General features: G+C 47.0%; 23 protein-coding genes. 12 read left to right on the forward strand and 11 right to left on the reverse strand.

All coding sequences use genetic code 11. The features are described 5' to 3' along the window. Positions 1 to 268 precede the first annotated feature (268 nt). Both FD963_RS08745 and FD963_RS08750 read left to right on the forward strand, forming a co-directional pair. Positions 269 to 472: a cold-shock protein gene (locus FD963_RS08745; RefSeq protein WP_011903586.1), complete on the forward strand. Its 204-nt coding sequence runs from the start codon at positions 269 to 271 to the stop codon at positions 470 to 472. Between the two features lie 84 nt (positions 473 to 556). Then, entirely contained in the window at positions 557 to 1,021 is a 465-nt protein-coding gene (locus FD963_RS08750; protein WP_215361996.1) for a DUF192 domain-containing protein, read from the forward strand. An 83-nt stretch (positions 1,022 to 1,104) separates the two neighbouring features. Here FD963_RS08750 and FD963_RS08755 read toward each other — a convergent pair whose 3' ends face one another. From FD963_RS08755 to argF, 3 genes are all read right to left on the reverse strand, one after another. Next, a complete protein-coding gene (locus FD963_RS08755; RefSeq protein WP_215358532.1) occupies positions 1,105 to 1,410 on the reverse strand; it encodes a pyrimidine/purine nucleoside phosphorylase in 306 nt (101 codons plus the stop codon). Between the two features lie 31 nt (positions 1,411 to 1,441). Continuing rightward, a complete protein-coding gene (locus FD963_RS08760) occupies positions 1,442 to 2,674 on the reverse strand; it encodes an argininosuccinate synthase (protein WP_215361998.1) in 1,233 nt (410 codons plus the stop codon). Positions 2,675 to 2,754: 80 nt separating this feature from the next. Continuing rightward, positions 2,755 to 3,702, reverse strand: coding sequence for an ornithine carbamoyltransferase (gene argF, locus FD963_RS08765; protein ID WP_215363964.1), 948 nt, complete (start codon positions 3,700 to 3,702; stop codon positions 2,755 to 2,757). Between the two features lie 152 nt (positions 3,703 to 3,854). Here argF and FD963_RS08770 point away from each other — a divergent pair, with 152 nt between their 5' ends. Further along, positions 3,855 to 4,169: a DUF3579 domain-containing protein gene (locus tag FD963_RS08770; protein ID WP_083564229.1), complete on the forward strand. Its 315-nt coding sequence runs from the start codon at positions 3,855 to 3,857 to the stop codon at positions 4,167 to 4,169. 73 nt (positions 4,170 to 4,242) lie between these two features. Here the strand turns inward: FD963_RS08770 and rpsT are convergent, their stop codons facing one another. Further along, complete coding sequence (gene rpsT, locus FD963_RS08775) at positions 4,243 to 4,509, reverse strand: 30S ribosomal protein S20 (protein WP_071466054.1); 267 nt, start codon at positions 4,507 to 4,509, stop codon at positions 4,243 to 4,245. Between the two features lie 151 nt (positions 4,510 to 4,660). Between rpsT and murJ the strand changes: the two genes are divergently transcribed. Continuing rightward, positions 4,661 to 6,214 carry a murein biosynthesis integral membrane protein MurJ gene (gene murJ, locus FD963_RS08780; protein WP_215362000.1) on the forward strand — a complete coding sequence of 518 codons (1,554 nt, stop codon included), beginning with the start codon at positions 4,661 to 4,663 and terminating at the stop codon, positions 6,212 to 6,214. A gap of 5 nt (positions 6,215 to 6,219) precedes the next feature. Then, the gene (locus FD963_RS08785; RefSeq protein WP_215362002.1) at positions 6,220 to 7,062 is read left to right on the forward strand and encodes a SirB1 family protein; all 843 of its coding nucleotides are present in this window, start codon (positions 6,220 to 6,222) and stop codon (positions 7,060 to 7,062) included. A gap of 45 nt (positions 7,063 to 7,107) precedes the next feature. Here the strand turns inward: FD963_RS08785 and FD963_RS08790 are convergent, their stop codons facing one another. Next, positions 7,108 to 7,752 carry a VTT domain-containing protein gene (locus FD963_RS08790; protein WP_215362004.1) on the reverse strand — a complete coding sequence of 215 codons (645 nt, stop codon included), beginning with the start codon at positions 7,750 to 7,752 and terminating at the stop codon, positions 7,108 to 7,110. 58 nt (positions 7,753 to 7,810) lie between these two features. Here FD963_RS08790 and miaA point away from each other — a divergent pair, with 58 nt between their 5' ends. Then, positions 7,811 to 8,818 (forward strand): tRNA (adenosine(37)-N6)-dimethylallyltransferase MiaA, encoded by a 1,008-nt coding sequence (miaA, locus tag FD963_RS08795; RefSeq protein ID WP_215362006.1) that lies wholly within the window; start codon positions 7,811 to 7,813, stop codon positions 8,816 to 8,818. 11 nt (positions 8,819 to 8,829) lie between these two features. Here miaA and purM read toward each other — a convergent pair whose 3' ends face one another. Beyond that, the gene (gene purM, locus FD963_RS08800; RefSeq protein ID WP_215362008.1) at positions 8,830 to 9,882 is read right to left on the reverse strand and encodes a phosphoribosylformylglycinamidine cyclo-ligase; all 1,053 of its coding nucleotides are present in this window, start codon (positions 9,880 to 9,882) and stop codon (positions 8,830 to 8,832) included. Positions 9,883 to 9,954: 72 nt separating this feature from the next. Between purM and FD963_RS08805 the strand changes: the two genes are divergently transcribed. The 6 genes from FD963_RS08805 to panB are packed head-to-tail and all read left to right on the forward strand — an operon-like array spanning position 9,955 to position 15,223. Beyond that, on the forward strand, positions 9,955 to 10,944 hold the full coding sequence (locus FD963_RS08805; protein ID WP_215362010.1) for an AI-2E family transporter: 990 nt from the start codon (positions 9,955 to 9,957) through the stop codon (positions 10,942 to 10,944). A gap of 11 nt (positions 10,945 to 10,955) precedes the next feature. Then, the gene (hda, locus tag FD963_RS08810; protein ID WP_215362012.1) at positions 10,956 to 11,711 is read left to right on the forward strand and encodes a DnaA regulatory inactivator Hda; all 756 of its coding nucleotides are present in this window, start codon (positions 10,956 to 10,958) and stop codon (positions 11,709 to 11,711) included. Positions 11,712 to 11,729: 18 nt separating this feature from the next. Next, positions 11,730 to 12,410: an HAD family phosphatase gene (locus FD963_RS08815; RefSeq protein WP_215362014.1), complete on the forward strand. Its 681-nt coding sequence runs from the start codon at positions 11,730 to 11,732 to the stop codon at positions 12,408 to 12,410. Further along, a complete protein-coding gene (gene pcnB / locus FD963_RS08820; protein ID WP_215362016.1) occupies positions 12,407 to 13,807 on the forward strand; it encodes a polynucleotide adenylyltransferase PcnB in 1,401 nt (466 codons plus the stop codon). Before FD963_RS08815 ends, pcnB begins: the two co-directional genes overlap by 4 nt. 52 nt (positions 13,808 to 13,859) lie before the next feature. Further along, positions 13,860 to 14,387 carry a 2-amino-4-hydroxy-6-hydroxymethyldihydropteridine diphosphokinase gene (folK, locus tag FD963_RS08825; RefSeq protein ID WP_215362018.1) on the forward strand — a complete coding sequence of 176 codons (528 nt, stop codon included), beginning with the start codon at positions 13,860 to 13,862 and terminating at the stop codon, positions 14,385 to 14,387. 17 nt (positions 14,388 to 14,404) lie between these two features. Beyond that, entirely contained in the window at positions 14,405 to 15,223 is an 819-nt protein-coding gene (gene panB, locus FD963_RS08830; RefSeq protein ID WP_215362020.1) for a 3-methyl-2-oxobutanoate hydroxymethyltransferase, read from the forward strand. A gap of 26 nt (positions 15,224 to 15,249) precedes the next feature. Here panB and dnaJ read toward each other — a convergent pair whose 3' ends face one another. The 5 genes from dnaJ to hrcA all read right to left on the reverse strand — a co-directional run bounded on the left by dnaJ (position 15,250) and on the right by hrcA (position 21,349). Further along, positions 15,250 to 16,386 carry a molecular chaperone DnaJ gene (gene dnaJ / locus FD963_RS08835; RefSeq protein ID WP_215362022.1) on the reverse strand — a complete coding sequence of 379 codons (1,137 nt, stop codon included), beginning with the start codon at positions 16,384 to 16,386 and terminating at the stop codon, positions 15,250 to 15,252. A gap of 100 nt (positions 16,387 to 16,486) precedes the next feature. Then, positions 16,487 to 18,424, reverse strand: a complete 1,938-nt coding sequence (gene dnaK / locus FD963_RS08840; protein ID WP_215362025.1) for a molecular chaperone DnaK — start codon at positions 18,422 to 18,424, stop codon at positions 16,487 to 16,489. A gap of 154 nt (positions 18,425 to 18,578) precedes the next feature. Continuing rightward, positions 18,579 to 19,127, reverse strand: a complete 549-nt coding sequence (gene grpE, locus FD963_RS08845) for a nucleotide exchange factor GrpE (protein WP_215362027.1) — start codon at positions 19,125 to 19,127, stop codon at positions 18,579 to 18,581. Between the two features lie 66 nt (positions 19,128 to 19,193). Continuing rightward, a complete protein-coding gene (hemH, locus tag FD963_RS08850) occupies positions 19,194 to 20,288 on the reverse strand; it encodes a ferrochelatase (protein WP_215362029.1) in 1,095 nt (364 codons plus the stop codon). A 50-nt stretch (positions 20,289 to 20,338) separates the two neighbouring features. Next, positions 20,339 to 21,349 carry a heat-inducible transcriptional repressor HrcA gene (gene hrcA / locus FD963_RS08855; protein WP_215362031.1) on the reverse strand — a complete coding sequence of 337 codons (1,011 nt, stop codon included), beginning with the start codon at positions 21,347 to 21,349 and terminating at the stop codon, positions 20,339 to 20,341. Between the last annotated feature and the right edge of the window lie 6 nt (positions 21,350 to 21,355).

The following is a 21,355-nucleotide window of genomic DNA, read 5'->3' on the forward strand; positions in this document are numbered from 1 at the left end:
CAGATATCCAAACTTTAATTTACAGGGGTCATGTTGCGAAAAACACGAAAAAACCCCTCCTAAACCCATATTGGGGCATTTTTCTATAAAAAAAGGGGTAATTACTAGGGGGTAGGGGCATATAACTCCTTGACACCCCTCCAAAAAGGGCAAACAATCGGGGGGTAGGCTTCAAAAGAGGTTCTATTTAGGCGTGTTGTGGATTGAGACTGATTAAAAAGTATTTACCCTCATCACGGTTGTTTTAAGTTTATGTAATGGAGTTCGCATGGCGACCGGAATTGTTAAGTGGTTCAATGATGCAAAAGGTTTTGGCTTTATCAAACCTGATGATGGTGAAGAAGAGTTGTTCGCGCATTTCAGCGCAATTACTATGCCTGGGTTCAAAACCCTCAAGGAAAACCAAAAGGTAACGTTTGACATTACCCAAGGCCCTAAAGGCAAGCAAGCTACCAATATCCAAGCGGCTTAATAGTCCTTAGATCATTATTAAAAACCCAGGACTTGTTCCTGGGTTTTTTTTCGCCTGCAATTTCCCTCACTTAAAATACGAAGCATGTCTATATCAATCCCTAGTACCTCAACATTCTTGCGCCAAGCATTTTCTACTGCGCTCTTTCTTTGCTCCACCCTAACGCTCGCCCAGGTTAACGTCGGTCTACCCACTATTGAATTAAAGACGGGCATCTATCGTATTCAGGCTGAGCTTGCCAATACACCGAAGGCTAGAGAGATTGGCCTCATGAACCGCACAAGCATGCCAACGAATTCTGGAATGTTATTTATCTTCGAACAAAAAGCGGGTCACTGCTTCTGGATGAACAACACCAAGATCCCACTCTCAATTGCATTCATTGCGGATGATGGCAAGATTGTGAACATTGAAGAGATGCAAGCTGAAACCACCAATAACCACTGCCCTAAAGCAGCCGTGCGTTATGCGCTAGAGATGAACAAGCAGTGGTTCTCTGAGCGTGTAATCGTCCCGGGGACAGTTGTTACGGGTTTGCCGAGAAATTAATTCGACATCACTCAAATTTATTTATGTTGGGCCAATAAAAAACGCAGACCGAGGTCTGCGTTTTGTTTTAGAGCACCTTTGATTTATTCAAAGTGGCAAACGTAGTGCACTGGTTGCTCGGCACGAATAATGAAGTAGCCGCCCTTCTCCACTTCCCAGCTTTGACCGGCCTTGAACTCTTGCTCAGGGGCGCCGTTGATGCTGACAAAAGCATTGCCATCAACTACTTCCATAATCTCGCTAGTGCTTAAGTCAAAACGCAAGGTGCTTGGCAGCACCACACCAACCGACTTACGAACACCATTGGGCAATGTCACAGTATGAGAAACACACTTGCCATCAAAAAATACATTGGCCTTTTTACCTACGGAAACTTGATCAAATTGCATTGAAGTTCTTTCTATTCAGTTTGGTTGCTAATTATTTCTGAGCTCGCTTACGTCTAGCTGTTTCAGCAATGCGCATACGTAAAGCATTGAGCTTAATAAAGCCGCCAGCATCTGCCTGGTTGTATGCGCCACCATCATCATCAAAGGTTGCAATATTCTGATCAAACAAAGTATTGGCTGAGTCACGCGAAATCACCGAGACAGAACCTTTGTAGAGCTTTAGACGTACAACACCATTCACAGCCTGTTGCGTATGGTCAATCAGGGTTTGGAGTGCAAGACGCTCTGGCGCCCACCACAAGCCGTTATAGATCAGGCTGGCGTAACGTGGCATCAAGTCATCCTTTAAGTGGGCTACTTCGCGATCCAAGGTGATACTTTCGATCCCGCGGTGAGCCTTCAGAAGGATTGTGCCGCCAGGGGTTTCATAACAGCCACGGCTCTTCATGCCAACAAAACGGTTTTCTACCAAATCGAGGCGACCAATGCCATGTTTGCCGCCAATACGATTAAGCTCGGCCAATAGTTCATGTGGCTTATAAGTTTTCCCATCGATTGCTACAGGATCACCCGCTTTAAATTCAATCTCGATAATTTCTGGGGCGTCTGGAGCCTTCTCTGGAGAGACTGTCCAACGCCACATAGACTCTTCCGCCTCCGCATTTGGGTTCTCGAGGTGACGTCCTTCATAACTAATGTGCAAAAGGTTAGCGTCCATTGAATAGGGTGAACCACCTTGCTTATGCTTCATCTCAACCGGAATACCATGTTTTTCTGCGTAAGCCATTAACTTCTCACGTGAGAGAAGATCCCATTCACGCCAAGGAGCAATTACCTTGATTCCTGGCTCAAGCGCGTAGTAACCCAGCTCAAAGCGAACCTGGTCATTTCCTTTGCCGGTAGCGCCGTGCGATACAGAGTCAGCACCAGTTAAGCGAGCAATTTCAATTTGACGCTTAGCGATTAATGGGCGCGCAATAGAGGTGCCCAACAAATATTCACCCTCGTAAATCGTATTCGCACGGAACATCGGGAATACGAAGTCACGTACAAACTCTTCGCGCAAGTCATCAATAAAAATATTTTCAGGCTTGATGCCAAATTGCAAAGCCTTAGCGCGTGCTGGCTCCAACTCCTCACCCTGACCTAAGTCAGCGGTAAAAGTCACGATCTCGCAGCCATAAGTATCTTGAAGCCACTTCAAAATTACGCTGGTATCTAGACCACCGGAATACGCTAAGACTGCTTTTTTAATATCGGACATATTTCTCTTATTCAATCAAAAATTAATGAAAACGAATTGCTTGTTATTTGCTGATTATTTTATTGCTGAAGTTTTATTACTTAATCCAAACGACCACAGAGCAAATACTCCATGAGGGCTTTTTGGACATGCAAACGATTTTCCGCCTCTTCCCAAACAATACTTTGAGGTCCATCAATCACTCCTGCTGAAACTTCTTCACCGCGGTGCGCTGGCAAGCAGTGCATAAATAGTGCGCCAGGCTTAGCCAAGGACATCAGCTCTTCATCAACCATCCAGTCTTGGAAAGCATTCATACGAGAGGTATTTTCAGCCTCATAACCCATGCTAGTCCAAACATCTGTGGTCACTAGGTCAGCGCCTTTACAGGCTTCTTTAGGGTCAGCGCAAATCGTCAAATGCTTTGAAGCTTGCGGCGATAAACGCGTTGCATCTAGCTGATAACCCTCTGGCGCAGAGAAGCGTAACTGAAAATCCAAACATTCAGCTGCTTGTATCCATGTGTAGGCCATATTATTAGCATCACCTACCCATGCTACCGTCTTGCCTTGAATCGGGCCACGGGCCTCTACAAAAGTGAAAATATCGGCCAATACTTGGCACGGGTGAAATTCATTTGTCAGGCCATTGATTACGGGCACCCGTGAATTAGCAGCAAAACGCTCAATAATCTCCTGACCAAAGGTGCGGATCATGATGATGTCCGTCATCCTTGAAATCACCTGAGCAGCATCCTCTACAGGCTCGCCACGACCCAATTGGGTGTCTCGGGTGTTCAGGTATACCGCATGACCACCAAGCTGATGGATGCCTGCCTCGAAGGAGAGGCGAGTACGAGTGGAGTGCTTCTCAAAAATCATGGCCAAAGTGCGGTCATGCAGTGGATGCCAAGTTTCATAGCTCTTGAATTTGGCCTTAAGCCACGCCGAACGCTTGAGTAAATAGTCGTACTCTTCACGAGTCAGATCAGAAAACTGCAGGTAGTGCTTTACCTGACCGGGCACTTGCGGCTTCGCCAGAGATGTCATAGTTGAGCTTTCTACTAAAGTTTTGGCTTGCATTTTTTTCTTCAAACATTCAGCTGCACGAAAATAGACCCTAAAGCCATCTTACGGCCAACTTGGGCTGTTAAGCTAGAGGACTTAGTAATACTATTTCTTACAACCATCATTACGCGAACTTGAACCACAAAAAGCTTTTCATTCAAGGCATTACCACTTCTGGCAAACCATTTCGGCCCAGCGATTGGGCGGAGCGTCTGTGCGGAGTGATGGCTACTTTTCGCCCTCCCGGTGACTCCGGGGACCCTCGCTTCACTTATTCGCCCTATGTCAGACCAGTGCTTATTGCAAAAGTGAAATGCGTTGTTATTGATACTCGACTGAGGGACCTAGATCCTCGAGCGTTAGACTTTGTCATGAACTTTGCCAAAGACAATAGCCTACCAATCGAAGAGGCGTGTGAGTTCAACCCAACAACCCCAGCCCAGCCTTAAAAACAAAAACCCGCTCTGATGAGGAGCGGGCTTAGGTCGAAACTACTTCGACCAGCCTAAAACTAAAACTGTATTACGCTGCCATCGCCTTGATAGCTGCAGACAAACGTGACTTCTGACGAGCTGCAGTATTTTTGTGAGCAATCTTTTTGTCAGCAATCTTGTCGATTGTTGCCTGAGTTGCTGCGAAAACTTTCGCTGCAGAAGCTTTGTCACCAGTTTCAATCGCTTTACGAACTGCCTTAATGGAAGTGCGGAGCTTTGAACGCAAACTGGAGTTATGTTCGTTCTGTTTTACTGCTTGGCGTGCACGCTTGCGCGCTTGTGCTGTATTGGCCATCTTTAAACCTTGCCTCTATAAATTGCAAAATGCGATTAGTTAAAAATCTTGCGGACTTGCCAAATTCATAAGCAAGCTCGCCAAAACCCAAGATTTTACCTTAAAGGGGCAAAAAAGCCCAGCCGACTGATAAATAGGTGAAAATCGCCTCATGAATCTGCTTTCTGCCGCCGCCAAGGTCAGCTCCCTAACCATGCTGTCCCGTATTACGGGTCTGCTCCGGGAGACCCTAATTGCCCGTAGTTTCGGGGCTTCCGAGTGGACAGATGCCTTTAATGTTGCTTTTAGGCTACCCAATTTGCTCCGCCGGCTGTTTGCTGAAGGGGCCTTTTCTCAAGCTTTTGTGCCGATTTTGGGCGAAATTGCCACAAACGAAGACCAAACTAAGGCCAAAATCCTCATAAATGCGGTCGCCACGCTCTTATTTTGGGCTTTGCTACTGACGGTACTGCTAGGAGTCATTGGCGCCCCAGTGCTCATTCTGGTCATTGCTACCGGGTTTAAAGGTGGTCCGGCCTATGACGCCAGCGTCGTTATGACCCGCATCATGTTCCCTTATATCGGGCTGATTTCTATGGTCTCCCTTTCGGCAGGGATCCTAAATACCTATCACCGCTTTGCAATCCCGGCTTTTACGCCCGTCTTGCTCAACCTTGCCTTAATTGGTAGCGCCATCTTTTTGGCTCCCTACTTAGAGCAACCAATTTATGCCTTAAGCATTGGTGTTTTGCTTGGCGGAATACTCCAGCTTGCCCTTCAAGTTCCAACGCTTGCTCGACTCGGCCTATTGCCTCGTATTGGTTTGTTACCTGGCGCCATTAAATCAGCCGTCACCAATCCGGAAGCTAGGCGTGTCATGAAATTAATGGGGCCAGCGGTATTTGCAGTCTCTGTTGCGCAAATCTCTCTGATCATTAATACAAATATTGCTTCGCGTCTGCAGGCGGGAAGTGTGTCATGGCTATCTTACGCGGATCGCCTGATGGAATTTCCAACTGCATTACTGGGTGTTGCTTTGGGAACCGTTCTTTTACCAAGCCTCAGTAAGGCCAACGCCAAAAACGATTTAGTACATGCTGGTGAGTTACTCATCTGGGGATTGCAACTCACCTTCTTGCTAGCTGCACCTTGCGCAATTGCACTCTTTATCTTTGGCGAGCCTTTAGCAGCGGTCTTGTATCACTACGGCAAATTCAGCGCGCTTGATGTCTTGATGACGCAACGTGCATTAGCGGCTTATGGGGTTGGCCTCATTGGATTGATTCTGGTAAAAATTTTGGCACCCGGATTTTATTCACGTCAAGACATCCGCACCCCCGTCAAGATTGGATTACTCGTTTTAGTGGCTACCCAGTTAGCCAACCTAGTATTTGTACCTTGGCTTGGTCATGCTGGCCTTGCCCTTTCAGTTGGCACTGGCGCTTGTCTAAATGCCGCCCTGCTCTGGGTTGGCCTGCATCGACGTGGAGCCCTGCCGAATTCAGGCTGGATCAAGTATCTCGGTCAGCTATTGCTCGCGCTCGTCCCTTTCACAGCCGTGCTAATTTATGCCGCCAGTACGCACAATTGGATCGCCCTCCAAGCGGAGCCTTGGCTACGTATTGGCTTGGTAGGAGCATGGCTAGGTCTTGCTGCCATTGTTTACTTCGTATCCCTGGGCTTGGTTGGAATTCGCTGGCAAAAATTCTTGCGTCATGCAAAATAGCCGGTATGCCAACACAACAACTCGACTATTTCACCTCCCTAGTTGCTGAAGACGAACATCTGCCACTAACGGAGGCAGCAATCGCTGTAGCACAGCACGCCTATCCTGATCTTGATGTTCAAGGGATTCTCGATCAAATTGATGGGATGGGTAATAAACTCAAAACTCGCATCACGCCAGATACATCACCAGTTCAGCGCTTACAAATTTTGAAGCATTTCTTTTATACCGAGTTGGGTTTTGGTCCGAACCCAAATGATTTTTATGCCCCTGAAAATTCGTACTTGCATTACATACTTGAAAATCGCAGAGGGATACCCATCTCACTAGCTGTTTTGATGATGGAATTAGGTAATCAAATTGGTTTAAAAATTCGGGGCGTTTCATTTCCAAATCACTTCATGATGCGCATCTCTTTGCAACAAGGTGAAGTGATCATGGATCCTTTGACCGGTGAATCACTATCAAAGACTCAGCTGCAAGAAATGCTCGATCCCTACCTGGACGCTAAAGGCTATCGAGGTGACTTGAGTTTGCCGCTCAATATCTTCCTGCGCGCTTCTAGCTCGAGAGAGATTCTGTCGCGCTTTCTGAGAAACCTCAAAATGATTTACTCAGAACATGAGCGCTGGGAGCGTTTACTAGGCATTCAAGAGCGCTTGGTGATCCTACTACCAGACTCTATTGAAGAGATTCGGGACAGAGGTTTGATCTTTGCGCAACTAGAGTATTTGCGTCCCGCATTAGCGGATATGCATCGATATCTCAGCGAAGCTCCAGAAGCTGAAGATGCTAGTGATATCCGCGAGCACATTGCCACGCTTGAAAGTCAGACTAAGCTGCACTAAAGCCGAATGGGCTTTAGTGTTAGCACTTTGGTTTTTAAACTTCTGTTAGCTTCTTTTGCGCTGGAAAATTTTGTAGATGGCCGTAAAGAAAACTGGTACCGCAGCCGCACCCACTCCAACCAGAACGATCACATTGAGGTTCTGACGGATAACGGGAATATTGCCAAAGAAATAGCCAGCAACTACCAATCCAAAGACCCACAACGCCGCACCAGTAATGTTGAATAACTGGAAGCGTGAGAAGTTCATCTCGGACACGCCGGCAATAAAAGGTGCAAAGGTGCGAATAATTGGCAAGAAGCGGGCAAGGATGATCGTTTTACCACCATGCTTTTCATAAAAAGCGTGGGTCTTCAATAATGCACCTTGATCAATCCACCGCGATTGGCTGCTGAACACTCTTTTACCAATCCAGCGACCAATCAAGTAGTTCACGGTGTTACCAGCGACCGCAGCAATCAACAAACCTATGCATAAGGTCCAGATATTGAAATGCTCAGTAGCGCAATAGGCGCCCGCAATAAATAAGAGTGAGTCCCCAGGCAAGAAAGGTGCAACCACTAAGCCCGTTTCTGCAAAAACAATAGAAAACAAAAGGCCATAGGCCCAAGGGCCATATTGTTGAATCACCACATCTAGATGTTTATCAATATGCAGGAATAAATCACTGATTTGCAAAAGGGTATCCATCAACTCGTTCTTTAACTTATGGGTTGTTGCGGATATTAACAGGCTCTTATAATCAGGTATGCAAACTGAACCCTACATTCAGCCTGTGCATACTCCAGATGAAGTCCCTACACTTTGTATTGTTGGGCCCACTGGCGCAGGCAAAACCCATCTCGCCATGTCTTTGGCTGAGTATGCGAAATCCCTTGGCCTGACACTTGAACTCATCAGCATGGATTCCGCTTTGGTCTATCGAGGTTTAGATATCGGCAGCGCCAAACCAACTAAGTCAGAACAAGCTGCGGTTACCCATCATCTAATTGACATCATTGAACCCACCGAGGTCTATTCGGCAGCGCGTTTTGCCAATGATGCAAAACGTCTTTGCGCAGAGATTCGTGGGCGAGGAAATATTCCGGTGGTGGTGGGTGGCACGATGTTGTATTGGCGCGCGTGGGCGCATGGCCTCTCCTCACTGCCCCCAGCAAATCCAGAAATTCGCGCTCGTTTGGATGCAGAAGGCAAGGCAGTTGGCTGGCCAGCAATGCACGACAAACTTACCAAGGTTGATCCTGAAACTGCGGCACGCTTAAAGCCAAATGATTCTCAACGAGTGCAACGCGCTCTAGAGGTTTACGAAATTACTGGCAAACCGATGTCTATATTACTGGCCGACTCACCCAGTGAAGATGGCAGAGAAGGTTCAGCGATTCCACCATGGATTAAGTTAGTTTCACTCGAGCCAAGTGATCGTAAGCGATTGCATCTGAACTTAGAAAAGCGTTTTGATGAAATGCTTACCGCTGGATTTATGGATGAAGTCAAAGCATTGCGCACCAATACCGGATTACATGCGGATCTTCCGGCCATACGTTCAGTTGGTTATCGCCAAGCCTGGGAGTTTCTCAATGGTGAGATTGATGCTGAAGAAATGCGCTACAAAGCTTTGGCAGCCACGCGTCAGCTTGGCAAGCGTCAACTCACTTGGCTACGTGCAATGGATGGAAGAAACACATTTGATCCCTTCAACCCCGAAGAACTGAAGGCAGCATTAGATTACTGTAAAAGCAATCTAATCAAAAAATAAAGGTAGGCCGTTTAGATAACGATGGTTTGTGGCGCATCTTTTGGACGCTCAACCACTTCACCAACTGTCCAAGCCTTGAGACCTTGCGCAGTTAAGGATTGGATTGCTGCATCTACTTGATCAGGCGCAACAATCACAACCATACCGATGCCGCAGTTAAATACGCGTACCATTTCCGCATCAGCAACGCCACCCTTCATTTGCAACCAACGGAAGAGGTCTGGCATTTGCCAGCTATCGCGATGCAAAACTGCTTGAGTATTTTCTGGGAGCACGCGTGGTACGTTATCAACCAAACCACCACCAGTGATATGCGCCATTCCCTTAACATTAATTTCTGAAATCAATTTGAGAAGTGGCTTTACATAAATTTCAGTTGGCGCCATTACGACATCACCCAATAGACGACCACCTAGATCATCCGTTGGCTTTGCGCCAGCACGTTCAATAATTTTGCGCACTAATGAATAACCATTGGAGTGTGCGCCACTTGATCCGATTGCAATTACTGCATCACCAGGAACAATGGTTGCGCCAGTAATGATTTTGGATTTTTCAACTGCACCCACTGCAAATCCAGCTAAGTCATATTCACCTGGAGGGTACATGCCTGGCATTTCTGCAGTTTCGCCACCGATTAATGCGCAGCCAGATAACTCACAACCCTTGGCAATACCACCAACAACCGTAGCCGCTGTATCGACAGTCAACTTGCCGCACGCAAAGTAGTCCAAGAAGAAAAGGGGCTCTGCACCCTGAACCAGGATGTCATTCACACTCATAGCCACTAAGTCTTGACCAATGGTTTCATGACGATTCCACTCAAAAGCAAGTCTTAGCTTGGTACCAACGCCATCGGTACCAGATACCAAAACTGGCTCTTTATAGCGCTTAGGCACCTCAAAAAGGGCTCCAAAGCCACCAATTCCAGCCAAAACACCCTCGCGCATAGTTTTCTTGGCAAGCGGCTTAATGCGGTCAACCAAGTCGTCCCCAGCGTCAATATCGACACCAGCGTCACGGTAGGAAAGGCCTTTTGAGGAAGAATTAGTAGATGAAGTCATGTCTGCGCTGGAATATTAGTAAAAAATGCTACTAGATCAGTAGAATCATTGAATTCTAGAGGATTACTCGTCATGGCTGAAATTTTTACCCCTTTTCTGGCTGCATTCATCCTTGCCTACATCCTGAGGCCTGCTTTTCTATGGCTGGAAAGAAGGCGCTTACCCGCATCTTTGGCTGCAGCTCTCACGGTAGTTCTGGGGCTGGCAGTCGTAATTGCCATTGTGAGCCTATTTATTGGCCTCCTCAAAACAGAAATTCCCCTAATAAAAGCCCAGCTACCAACATGGATAGCAAATACGCAAGCATGGCTCGGCCCAAAATTAGCTGATTTTCATATTGATGTTGATTGGGGCAGCTTAAAAAGCACCGCCTCTCAAAAAATTTCGGAACACATTAGCGACAATGCTGACTCTCTGATGAGCACTACGATAGACACCGTACTCATGTCGGGCAGCTCAGTAATCACTGGCTTTGTAAATTCCGTATTAATTCTATTTGTGATGTTTTATTTATTGATCGATTGGAATCAATTTTTTCAGTACGTCAAAAATTTAGTGCCTAAGCGCGCCCAAGAAACCGTACATCATCTTGCAATGCATACCGATGGACTGCTCTCGCAGTATCTCAATGGCATGGTGATTGTTGTCTCCATCATGTCCGCTTTTTATAGTATTAGCTTAAGTTTAATCGGCATTAGAGGTGCTGTTGCCTTGGGTGTATTTACAGCATTAATGATTGTGATTCCCTATATTGGTATCGCACTAGGATTCACGCTTGCTATAGTTTCGGCCCTTCTTCAATTTGGTCCGGGCTCAGAAATCATCGGCGTACTGGTCATCTATGGAATTGGGCAATTTTTAGAAGGCTTCTTCTTGACGCCCCGCCTAGTGGGCGAGCGCATTGGCTTGCATCCCGTTGCCGTTCTGTTTGCCTTGCTTTTCTTTGGCAAGCTATTTGGCTTTTTTGGCGTATTACTCGCCCTGCCTATTAGCGCCGTCAGCTTAGTCTTAGTCCAGTACCTATGGTCTATTTATACGCAAAGCTCTTGGTATCAAAAATAAATTTGGCAGCAATGAAAACACCCTCGCTTCCAAAACAATTTGCGCTTGATATTAGTCACTCACCTCAGGCCAGTTTAGAAAACTACCTTCCAGGAAAAGATCTCGCCTTAATTTCTGCTCTGCAAGACATTGAGCAATCCTGGGGGAAAGCGCATGCTCTACAATCTAGCAATCCATTAAATCAACGTTGGATTTACTGGTGGGGACCTGAGGGCTCTGGTCGCACTCACCTACTCAATGCCATCGAGAATGCAGCCAAGCATGCTGGCTTGCTACACATTGCCCTCTCCTCCCACGAACCTACTGCTTGGGTTCGCCTGGAAGAAAAGATGAATGCAATGACTGAAAGTGATACCCCCTCGGTCATTACCGTTGATGATGTTGACCAACTAGATGATCGCCTTGTTGGCTCCCTATTTCGGATCCTGAATGGCGTACAAGCAAGCAAAGCGATTCATATTTTTATGGCCGGAAATGCCGCACCAGCCAATCTGAAGCTTCGAGAAGACCTGCGAACCCGCCTAGGCTGGGGCTTGATCTTTCAAACGCAGCTTTTGGATGATGATGAGAAAATACAAGCACTAGAGGAAGCAGCCAAAGAGCGGGGACTTGTTTTATCCCCCGATGTGTTGCCTTGGCTATTAAGTCGCTTTTATCGCGATATGCCCAGCCTGATGGCATTGATTGATGCTTTAGACGCTTACTCTCTCGAAACAAAACGTGCTGTAACCTTACCGCTTGTACGCGAGCTCTTGCAGCCCAAATAATTTATTAAATATCAATTCGTGACTCAGCTAGCCCTTTTCGATTTAGACCACACACTTTTGCCTTGCGATAGCGATTACGAATGGGGCCAATTTTTGGCTCGTATTGGCGTCGTAGACAGCGAATACTATGCACGACAAAACGAGCGCTTTTATCAAGAATACAAAGAAGGCAAGCTGGATATTCATGAGTTTCTGCGTTTTGCCCTTAAGCCACTTTCAGAACATTCTCGCGCGCAACTCAAAGAGTGGCACGACGCGTTTATGAAAGAAGTTATTAACGGCCAACTCCGACAACAAGCAATCGATCTAGTAAAACGTCACCAGGATGCTGGCGACCTTTGCTGCGTGATTACCGCCACTAACAGCTTTGTGACGCGTCCCATTGTTGAAAGCTTTGGCATCGAGCATCTGATTGCTACGGAGCCTGCTACTGCAGATAATCATCCATTGGCTAACTACACTGGTGAAGTCAAAGGCATTCCCAATTTCCGCGAAGGTAAGATTCAAAATCTACACGACTGGTTAGCATCGCAAAAACTGTCCTTAGGTGCTTTGCCTTATAGTTATTTTTATTCTGACTCGATGAATGACCTTCCCTTGCTCGAAAAGGTAAGTCATCCTGTTGCCACCAATCCAGATGATCGCCTTCGCAATGAAGCTAAGCAGCGCAACTGGCCCATTCTTGAATTGTTTGCATGATCACTAAATTTATTAAACGTATTTTGCGGCGTGACCCGATGGTCAAGCATACGCAGGCCAACAATACTGGCGCCCCGAAGCGTATCCCTAAAAAAGCACATCGGATCGATCCGCATTTGCTTTCTAAGAACGCAGTCAAGGTAACGCACACATTACAACAAGCAGGCTATGAGGCATTTATTGTCGGCGGCGCTGTCAGAGATCTTGCTCTCGGCATTAGCCCAAAAGATTTTGACGTGGCAACTAATGCAACACCAGATCAAGTGCAACGACTCTTTCGTAAGGCGCGCCTAATTGGTCGCCGCTTTCAAATTGTGCACGTGACTTTTTTTGGCAAGGGCCATCCTGAAATCATTGAGGTATCAACTTTCAGGGCCTTGTTAGATAACGCTGGAGATCACGTAGCTGAAAGCGGCCGGATCTTGCGAGATAACGTCTGGGGCTCACAAGGTGAGGATGCTGCAAGACGCGACTTCACAATCAATGCAATGTATTACGACCCTTCATCCGAAACTGTTTTGGACTATCACGGTGGCATGGTGGACATGCAAAAGAAAACTTTACGCATGATTGGTGATCCAGCAAAGCGCTATCGCGAAGATCCGATACGCATGCTCCGCGCAGTTCGCTTCGCAGCTAAGACTGGCTTCGAATTGGATGGCACTACGCGCGCGCCTATTGCAAAGCTGGGCAAACTATTAAATGACGTCCCTTCTGCGAGACTTTTTGATGAAATTTTGAAACTCTTGATGTCAGGCTATTCCTGGGCTGCGATCCAAGGACTCAAAGATGCGGGATTGCATCATGGCCTACTCCCACTCCTAGACCACATTCTGGATACAGGCGCAGACTCCAAGGGTGCCAATGATTTTGTAAAACTTGCTTTGGCCAATACTGACGATCGCATTCAATCCGGTAAAAGTGTTTCTGCTGGATTTTTATTTGCCACCCTGCTCTGGCCTGATCTACTAAAGAATTGGAAAGCCAACTCGGCTAAAGGCATGGCCAATATTCCCGCCCTGCACGATGCAATGGATGACACGATTGCCACACAAAGTAGCGGCATGACGATTCAACGACGCTTCGAAAGCGATATGCGCGAAATTTGGTCTATGCAGCCTCGCTTTGAGAGACGCGTGGGGCGCTACCCTTATCGCCTCATGGAATCCCCTCGCTTTAGGGCGGGCTATGACTTTATGTTGCTCCGCTGCGCTACTGGGGAATTAAACCCAGCAATCGGGCAATGGTGGACAGACTTCATTGCAACCGACGTCACAGGGCAAGATGAGCTAATGGCTAGCGTGAAAAATGAATCCGGTAACAGTCCAAGCCCTGCCAAAAGACGGCGTCGTAGAAAACCAAAAGCGGCAGCGCCCCCAGAGGGTGCAGCAAGCTAAGCAGACTTAGAGAAATTTCAGTAAAGTAGTTTTATCTCTAGTTTGGAAATCTATGGCACGGGCATATATCGGATTTGGCGGCAACATCGGCGACACGCGTCAGCTTATTACTGATGCCATTGTTTGCTTGGCATTGCGCTCCGAACTTCAAATCTTGGCAAAAAGCTGTTTTTATCAAAGCGCGCCCGTTGAGGCTAAAGGTGGAGACTACATTAATGCCGTCATTGAAGTTGAGACCGAATTAAGCCCCTACGGACTGTTACATGTTTGCCAAACCATTGAACAAGAATTTGGTCGTGAGCGCCCATATGCAAATGCTCCCCGGACTCTTGACCTAGACATCCTTTCTTTTGAAGGGGTTACTCAAAGCGAAACAGATTTAATGCTTCCGCACCCCAGAATTATCGAGCGCTCTTTTGTGCTCCTACCCCTTCTGGAAATCGCTCCCGATATCTTTTTGCCCAATTGGGGCGAACTCAAAGCCTACTTACCTAATGTGGCACATCAAAGAATTGAAAAACTCCCTTGCAGGAACTGTAATTGCGGGGAAAAAGACGTTTATAGCCAAACAGCGCATTAATTCATTAAACTCTCGCCATGGGTTACTTACAAGGCGACAAGCCAATCACAATTACTAAGCTCCTCGCAATGCATGCTGAGGGTGAAAAAATTGCCATGCTCACGGCATACGACTCCACCATGTCAGCGCTTCTCAATCGCTGCGCTGTTGAAACGATCTTGATTGGTGACTCTCTTGGAAATGTCATTCAAGGACACTCCAGCACTACGCCAGTGACCATTGAACAAATGGCGTATCACACCGAATGTGTCGCGCGTGCCAACACCCATGCATTTCTCATCGCTGACCTGCCATTTGCAAGCTACGGAGATCCAGTGCAGGCCCTAGAGTCCTCCGCTCAATTAATGCGTGCTGGTGCAGACATGGTCAAGCTTGAAGGTGGTGGCGACTGGCAGATTGATGTCATTAGTCATTTAGTTGAGCGCAGTGTTCCTGTTTGCGCTCACTTAGGATTGCTACCCCAATCAGTTCATGTCTTGGGCGGCTACAAGGTGCAGGGCAAATCTAAAGATGCTGCAAGCGTCATGCTTGAGCAAGCACTTGCCTGCCAAGAAGCTGGGGCCCAAATGGTAGTACTAGAAGCAATTCCATCTTCGTTGGGTGAAAAGATTACAGCCGAGCTTCATATTCCTACTATCGGCATTGGCGCTGGTCCAGATTGCTCTGGTCAAGTATTGGTTCTACAAGATATGTTGGGCATCAGCCCAGGTAAGCCACCAAAGTTTGTCAAAAACTTTATGGATAGTCATCACTCCGTTGAAGCCGCTGTTAAGGCCTATGTGCGCGAAGTGAAGTCCGGGAAATTCCCGGGACCCGAGCATGGCTTTGCTGGCTAATTACCAGCTAGCCTGCCCACCAGTTACTAGCTAAAGAAACTCTTTACACCGTCAAACCAACCCTTTTGCTGAGGGCTGTGCTTGTCGCCAGCAGATTTGAGACTGTCGTCAAACTGCCGCAATAATTTCTTTTGCTCATCAGTGAGCTTCACCGGCGTCTCTACCAGAACGTGAACAAAAAGATCGCCCACCATGGTTGAGCGCAATCCTTTGATGCCTTTATTACGCAAGCGGAAAGTCTTACCAGTCTGAGTTCCCTCAGGAATTGGAAACTCCACGCGACCAGAGAGTGTTGGCACTTCGATTTCACCACCGATAGTAGCTGTCGCAAATGAGATCGGCATTTGCACATGTAAATCACTGCCATCACGCTCAAAGACTTTATGCGGCTTTACACGCACCTCTACATAGAGATCACCGGATGGTCCACCATTGACACCTGGTTCACCGTTACCCACTGAGCGGACACGCATTCCATCATCAATGCCTGCCGGTATTTTGATTTCAAGTGTTTTTTGTTCTTTGTGTTTTCCAGTGCCGTGGCAAGTCTTACATGGCTTAGGAATGTACTCGCCAGTGCCGCGGCACTTAGGGCAAGTTTGCTGCATGGAAAAGAAGCCTTGTTGTACGCGTACCTGACCATGACCATTACAGGTTGTGCATGTTTCAGCCTTAGATCCTGGCTCTGCGCCAGTACCATGGCAAGGCTTGCAATTACTCCAGCTAGGTACACGAATTTGTGTTGTATAGCCTTCAGCAGCTTGCTCAAGCGTAATGTCCATGTTGTAGCGTAAATCTGCGCCTTTATAGACTTGAGGGCCAGAATGACGGCCGCCGCCTTGACCGAAGATATCCCCAAAGATATCCCCAAACGCATCAGAAAATCCACCGCCACCGAAACCGCCACCGCTAAATCCGCCACCCATAGATGGGTCTACGCCAGCATGACCATATTGATCATAGGCGGCACGTTTATTGGGATCGGTTAAGGTTTCATAAGCTTCTTTAACTTCTTTAAATTGGGCTTCAGCCGTTTTGCTATCGGGATTGCGATCAGGGTGATGTTTCATCGCCATCTTGCGATAAGCTTTTTTTAGCTCATCGTCACTGGCACCTTTTGCTACACCAAGCACTTCATAAAAATCGCGTTTACTTTTAGGCACGGCCTATTCCTCTCAACAACCTGAATGACACAAGTCGGCACGAGGCCGACTTGTTATTTAAGTACATCAAAACTACGTTAATGAATATCTAATTGCAGAATTACTTCTTGTCATCAACCTCTTTGAAATCAGCATCAACGACATCTGCATCGGGAGCTGCACCAGGGGCAGCGCCACCAGGAGCCGCACCAGCAGCAGCGCCGCCAGCCTTAGCCTGTTCAGCAGCCATGACTTTTTCGCCCAACTTCTGACTTGCCTTGCCCAACGCCTCAGTCTTCGCTTCAATGGCTTCTTTATCGCTACCTTTGATTGCTTCGTCCAAATCTTTCAAGGCCGCTTCAATCGCTTCTTTTTCGGAAGCTTCTAAGCTAGCGCCATGCTCTTCCAAGGCCTTCTTAGTTGAGTGAGCTAAGGCATCTGCAGTATTGCGTGCAGTTACCAACTCAAGCGCTTTCTTATCTTCAGCAGCATTGGCTTCAGCATCCTTCACCATGCGTTGAATTTCTTCCTCAGTCAAACCAGAGTTTGCCTTGATGGTGATCTTGTTCTCCTTGCCAGTAGTTTTGTCTTTTGCTGTTACATGCAAAATACCGTTGGCATCGATGTCAAAGGTCACTTCAATTTGTGGCATACCGCGTTGCGCAGGAGCAATACCTTCGAGGTTAAATTCACCTAGCAGCTTGTTAGCAGCAGCCATCTCGCGCTCACCTTGGAAGCACTTAATGGTTACAGCAGGCTGGTTGTCTTCCGCAGTAGAGTAAACCTGTGAATGCTTGGTAGGAATCGTAGTGTTTTTAGGAATCATCTTGGTCATGACGCCACCAAGAGTTTCGATACCCAATGACAATGGGGTAACGTCCAAGAGCAATACGTCTTTACGATCACCAGACAATACGGAACCCTGAATTGCCGCGCCAACAGCAACGGCTTCATCTGGGTTAACGTCTTTACGTGGCTCTTTACCAAAGATTTCTTTTACCTTGTCTTGAACCGCAGGCATACGGGTTTGACCACCAACCAAAATCACGTCGTCGATATCAGCTACGTTTACACCAGCATCTTTAATGGCAGTTAAGCATGGACCAGCGGTACGGCTGATCAACTCTTCAACCAAGGACTCCAACTTGGCACGAGTCAACTTCAAGTTCAAATGCTTGGGACCGCTAGCGTCAGCTGTTACGTATGGCAAATTGATTTCAGTTTGCTGTGCAGATGACAATTCGATCTTGGCTTTCTCAGCAGCGTCTTTCAAACGCTGCAAAGCTAATACGTCTTTGCTCAAATCAACGCCTTGTTCTTTTTTGAACTCAGCAATGATCCAATCAATGATGCGTTGGTCAAAGTCTTCGCCACCCAAGAAGGTGTCGCCGTTAGTAGAAAGCACTTCAAACTGCTTCTCACCGTCAACGTTAGCAATCTCAATGATGGATACGTCGAATGTACCGCCGCCCAAGTCATACACAGCGATCTTGCGATCCACTTTGTCTTGCTTGTCCAAGCCAAACGCTAATGCAGCAGCAGTAGGCTCGTTGATGATGCGCTTCACATCTAAACCAGCAATACGGCCAGCATCTTTAGTTGCTTGACGTTGACTGTCGTTAAAGTAAGCAGGAACAGTAATCACTGCTTCTGTCACCTCTTCGCCGAGGTAATCTTCGGCGGTTTTCTTCATCTTGCGCAGAATTTCAGCAGACACTTGTTGTGGCGCCATTTTCTTATCGCGTGCTGATACCCAGGCATCGCCGTTATCAGCGGCAATAATTGAATAAGGCATCAAGCCAATGTCTTTTTGCACTTCAGGATCGGTAAATTTACGACCCATCAAACGCTTCACTGCGTAGATGGTGTTTTTAGGATTTGTCACTGACTGACGTTTTGCTGGCGCACCAACCAACACTTCGCCATCTTCAACGTAAGCGATGATGGATGGAGTTGTGCGACCGCCTTCAGCGTTCTCAACAACTTTCGGTGCATTGTTTTCAACGACTGAAACACATGAATTTGTGGTTCCTAAGTCGATTCCGATAATCTTTCCCATAATTGCTCCAAAAAATTAAATTGTTTGTTGTACTGATAAATATTTCGATACCCAGTAAATGGGGTCGAAAAAAGGGATTTCAAGGGGATAAAGAGCAAAAAAGGCAGAAATCTGCCTTTTTATGCGTTTTTTGGGGTTTTAGCCCTTATTTAGCTTATTTTGGGGCGCTGACCGTCACTAAAGCAGGTCTTAAAACCCTATCGGCTACGGTATAGCCACGCTGCAACACAGAAACCACCGTATTGGACTCTTGCTCGGAAGGTACCGAAGCAATAGCTTGGTGATGATGCGGGTCAAACTTATCCCCAACCGCAGGGTTAATTTCTGTCATACGGCCTTTTTCAAAAGCAGACAGTAGCTGCTTAAGAGTAATTTCCAAGCCCTCTTTAAAGGCTTTGGCATCACCAGCATCAGTACCCAATGCGGCATAAAGACTATCAGTTACAGGCACTAAATGCTCTGCAAAACTTTCAATCGCAAATTTATGCGCCTTCGCAATATCTTCCACTGCACGGCGACGAATATTTTCTCCTTCCGCCTTAGCGCGCAAGAAGTTGTCTTGCAGCTCACCAATCTTTTGATTGAGTTCGGCAATTTCCTGTTCAGGCGTTTTTACAGCCGGAGTTTCTGCTGCAGTTTCGCTAACTGGCTCTGTTGCAGGATTCTCTTGCTCTGGGGATGGGTGTTGGTTTTCTTGTGTCATGGACGCTATTTTACTTTTCTATAAAGATGGCTATTAATTTGCAATATGGGGCTGATTGTTGCAATTTCAAGACTTCATTCTTTCAGCCAGCTCAGCCCTTTCATTGCGCTTCGCTAATTCAGCGTCAGACTCCACACCTAAAGACCAGCCTTGAAGATGGTGATGGGCAATATCGCTCAGAGCCTCTATCCACTTGGGGCTGCTGTTCAAACAGGGAATGTAGCGATAGTCTTTACCACCATGCTCTAGGAAGATTTCGCGGGCTTCCATGGCAATCTCCTCTAAGGTCTCCAAGCAATCCGCCGGAAATCCTGGGCAAAAAATATCGATGCGCTGACAACCTTCTTTAGCTAACTTTTCAATTGTTGGAGCTGTATAAGGCTTTAACCATTCCGCCTTACCAAAGCGCGACTGAAAGGTCACAATATATTGTCCGGGCTCTAAACCCAGAGACTCGCCAAGCAAGCGACCCGTTTTCAGGCACTCACAATGATAGGGATCACCCTTCATTAAATTACGCTTTGGCAAACCATGAAAAGACATTACAAAGCGATCGCCTTTTGCAAAGTCTGGGCGCCCATCTTTATCCCAGCTCGATAACACCTGATCACGCAATGCGCAAATGTACGCAGAGTTGTCGTGATAGTGTTTGACCAAGCGCAACTCTGGTTGGTCGCGCCAAGTGCCGAGAACACGAAAGACTTCATCAAAGCTAGACGCTGTGGTTGTGGCAGAGTACTGAGGGTACAAAGGTAATAGCAATAAGCGCTCCATACCTTGCGCCTTAAGACTCTCGAGGGCGGCCTGTGTAGAGGGTTGGCCATAGCGCATTGCTAAATCTACTAAAACTGTATGGCCCTCATTGGCAAATTTTTCGCCCAACTCTTTCGCTTGCAAGCGTGAGTAGTGCATTAAGGGAGAACCTAACTTTGGCAACCAAATAGAGGCATATTTTTTCGCAGAAGCACTACTACGAATTGGCAAAATAATGCCATTCAAAATGCACCACCAAATAATGCGCGGAATTTCTACTACGCGTGGATCAGAAAGAAATTCTTTTAGATAAGCGCGAACCGCTTTAGACGTTGGAGCAGATGGTGTACCCAAGTTCAACAGCAAGACTGCCGTTTTGGAAGCGCGTAGATGCGGGTTTTGATTCAAGATGTTTTGTCTCTGGTAATGAGTTTTAAATATAAAAGTTCGATTTGTAATTAGGAGCTTAAAGCACCCGATAATAATTTTGAGGTGATATCCACAATAGGAATAACTCGGTCATACGCCATCCGTGTTGGCCCAATGACGCCAAGCGTTCCCACTATTTGACCGTCTACGCTATATGGGGCGCTAATTACAGCGAGATCCTCATAGGGCAATAAATCGCTTTCGCCACCAATAAAAATTTGAATGCCATCCGCATGACTTGATACATCAAGCAATTGCATGAGCACTGATTTTTGCTCCAACATATCAAACATCTTGCGCAATTTATCGAGATTGGAGCTTAAGTCCCCAACATTGAGTAAGCGCCGCTCGCCAGACAAAACCATATCGCCTCGCCCCATGTCGTAATCAGCAACACCGGCTTGCAAGGCCAAAGCCATTAACCCAGCAATATCTGTGCGCAAATTATCTAAGTCAGATTTCAGATGCATACGCACTTGATCAAAACTTTTTCCAGCAAACTGGGCGTTGATAAAGTTACCCGCCTCAATGAGTTGACTTGGCGTGTAATCCTGAGTCGTTGGCAATATACGATTTTGCACATCACCCTCTGGCGTAACCATGATGAGCAAAATCTTACCTTCGCCTAAGCGCAAGAACTCAATATGCTTAAAAACCTGGGCGCGTTTGGGTGTCATGACAACACCAGCAAAATGGGTCAAGTTGGACAAAATCTGCGCTGCCGAGTTCAGGACCCTTTGCGGAGAATCCGGCAAAAGGCCTTTTTCAACCTCTCGAGCTGCCATCGCTTCCAAGGGGCGCACAGTCACCATGGTGTCTACAAACAGGCGATAGCCCCGGGGGGTTGGAATACGACCAGCAGATGTATGGGGACTAGTAACAAGCCCCATATCCTCCAGATCGGCCATAACATTGCGAATAGTGGCTGCAGAAAGGTCCAAACCCGAGAATCTAGATAGCGTACGCGAGCCAATAGGCTGGCCCTCCTCGATATAGCGCTCGATGAGGGTTTTTAGCAGTGCGCGGGAACGTTCATCCATGTTGGA

Origin of the sequence: Polynucleobacter sp. JS-JIR-II-50, assembly GCF_018687895.1 — a bacterium.
GTDB lineage: Bacteria > Pseudomonadota > Gammaproteobacteria > Burkholderiales > Burkholderiaceae > Polynucleobacter.

Excerpts from the sequence above, each read along its gene's own strand:
- hrcA (WP_215362031.1), bottom strand. The coding sequence starts at position 21,349 with ATGGATGAACGTTCCCGCGCACTGCTAAAAACCCTCATCGAGCGCTAT.
- murJ (WP_215362000.1), top strand. The coding sequence starts at position 4,661 with ATGAATCTGCTTTCTGCCGCCGCCAAGGTCAGCTCCCTAACCATGCTG.
- FD963_RS08760 (WP_215361998.1), bottom strand. The coding sequence starts at position 2,674 with ATGTCCGATATTAAAAAAGCAGTCTTAGCGTATTCCGGTGGTCTAGAT.
- FD963_RS08805 (WP_215362010.1), top strand. The coding sequence starts at position 9,955 with ATGGCTGAAATTTTTACCCCTTTTCTGGCTGCATTCATCCTTGCCTAC.
- FD963_RS08790 (WP_215362004.1), bottom strand. The coding sequence starts at position 7,752 with ATGGATACCCTTTTGCAAATCAGTGATTTATTCCTGCATATTGATAAA.
- grpE (WP_215362027.1), bottom strand. The coding sequence starts at position 19,127 with ATGACACAAGAAAACCAACACCCATCCCCAGAGCAAGAGAATCCTGCA.
- FD963_RS08755 (WP_215358532.1), bottom strand. The coding sequence starts at position 1,410 with ATGCAATTTGATCAAGTTTCCGTAGGTAAAAAGGCCAATGTATTTTTT.
- FD963_RS08785 (WP_215362002.1), top strand. The coding sequence starts at position 6,220 with ATGCCAACACAACAACTCGACTATTTCACCTCCCTAGTTGCTGAAGAC.
- dnaK (WP_215362025.1), bottom strand. The coding sequence starts at position 18,424 with ATGGGAAAGATTATCGGAATCGACTTAGGAACCACAAATTCATGTGTT.
- rpsT (WP_071466054.1), bottom strand. The coding sequence starts at position 4,509 with ATGGCCAATACAGCACAAGCGCGCAAGCGTGCACGCCAAGCAGTAAAA.
- miaA (WP_215362006.1), top strand. The coding sequence starts at position 7,811 with ATGCAAACTGAACCCTACATTCAGCCTGTGCATACTCCAGATGAAGTC.
- argF (WP_215363964.1), bottom strand. The coding sequence starts at position 3,702 with ATGACATCTCTGGCGAAGCCGCAAGTGCCCGGTCAGGTAAAGCACTAC.
- purM (WP_215362008.1), bottom strand. The coding sequence starts at position 9,882 with ATGACTTCATCTACTAATTCTTCCTCAAAAGGCCTTTCCTACCGTGAC.
- hda (WP_215362012.1), top strand. The coding sequence starts at position 10,956 with ATGAAAACACCCTCGCTTCCAAAACAATTTGCGCTTGATATTAGTCAC.
- pcnB (WP_215362016.1), top strand. The coding sequence starts at position 12,407 with ATGATCACTAAATTTATTAAACGTATTTTGCGGCGTGACCCGATGGTC.
- panB (WP_215362020.1), top strand. The coding sequence starts at position 14,405 with ATGGGTTACTTACAAGGCGACAAGCCAATCACAATTACTAAGCTCCTC.
- folK (WP_215362018.1), top strand. The coding sequence starts at position 13,860 with ATGGCACGGGCATATATCGGATTTGGCGGCAACATCGGCGACACGCGT.
- FD963_RS08745 (WP_011903586.1), top strand. The coding sequence starts at position 269 with ATGGCGACCGGAATTGTTAAGTGGTTCAATGATGCAAAAGGTTTTGGC.
- FD963_RS08750 (WP_215361996.1), top strand. The coding sequence starts at position 557 with ATGTCTATATCAATCCCTAGTACCTCAACATTCTTGCGCCAAGCATTT.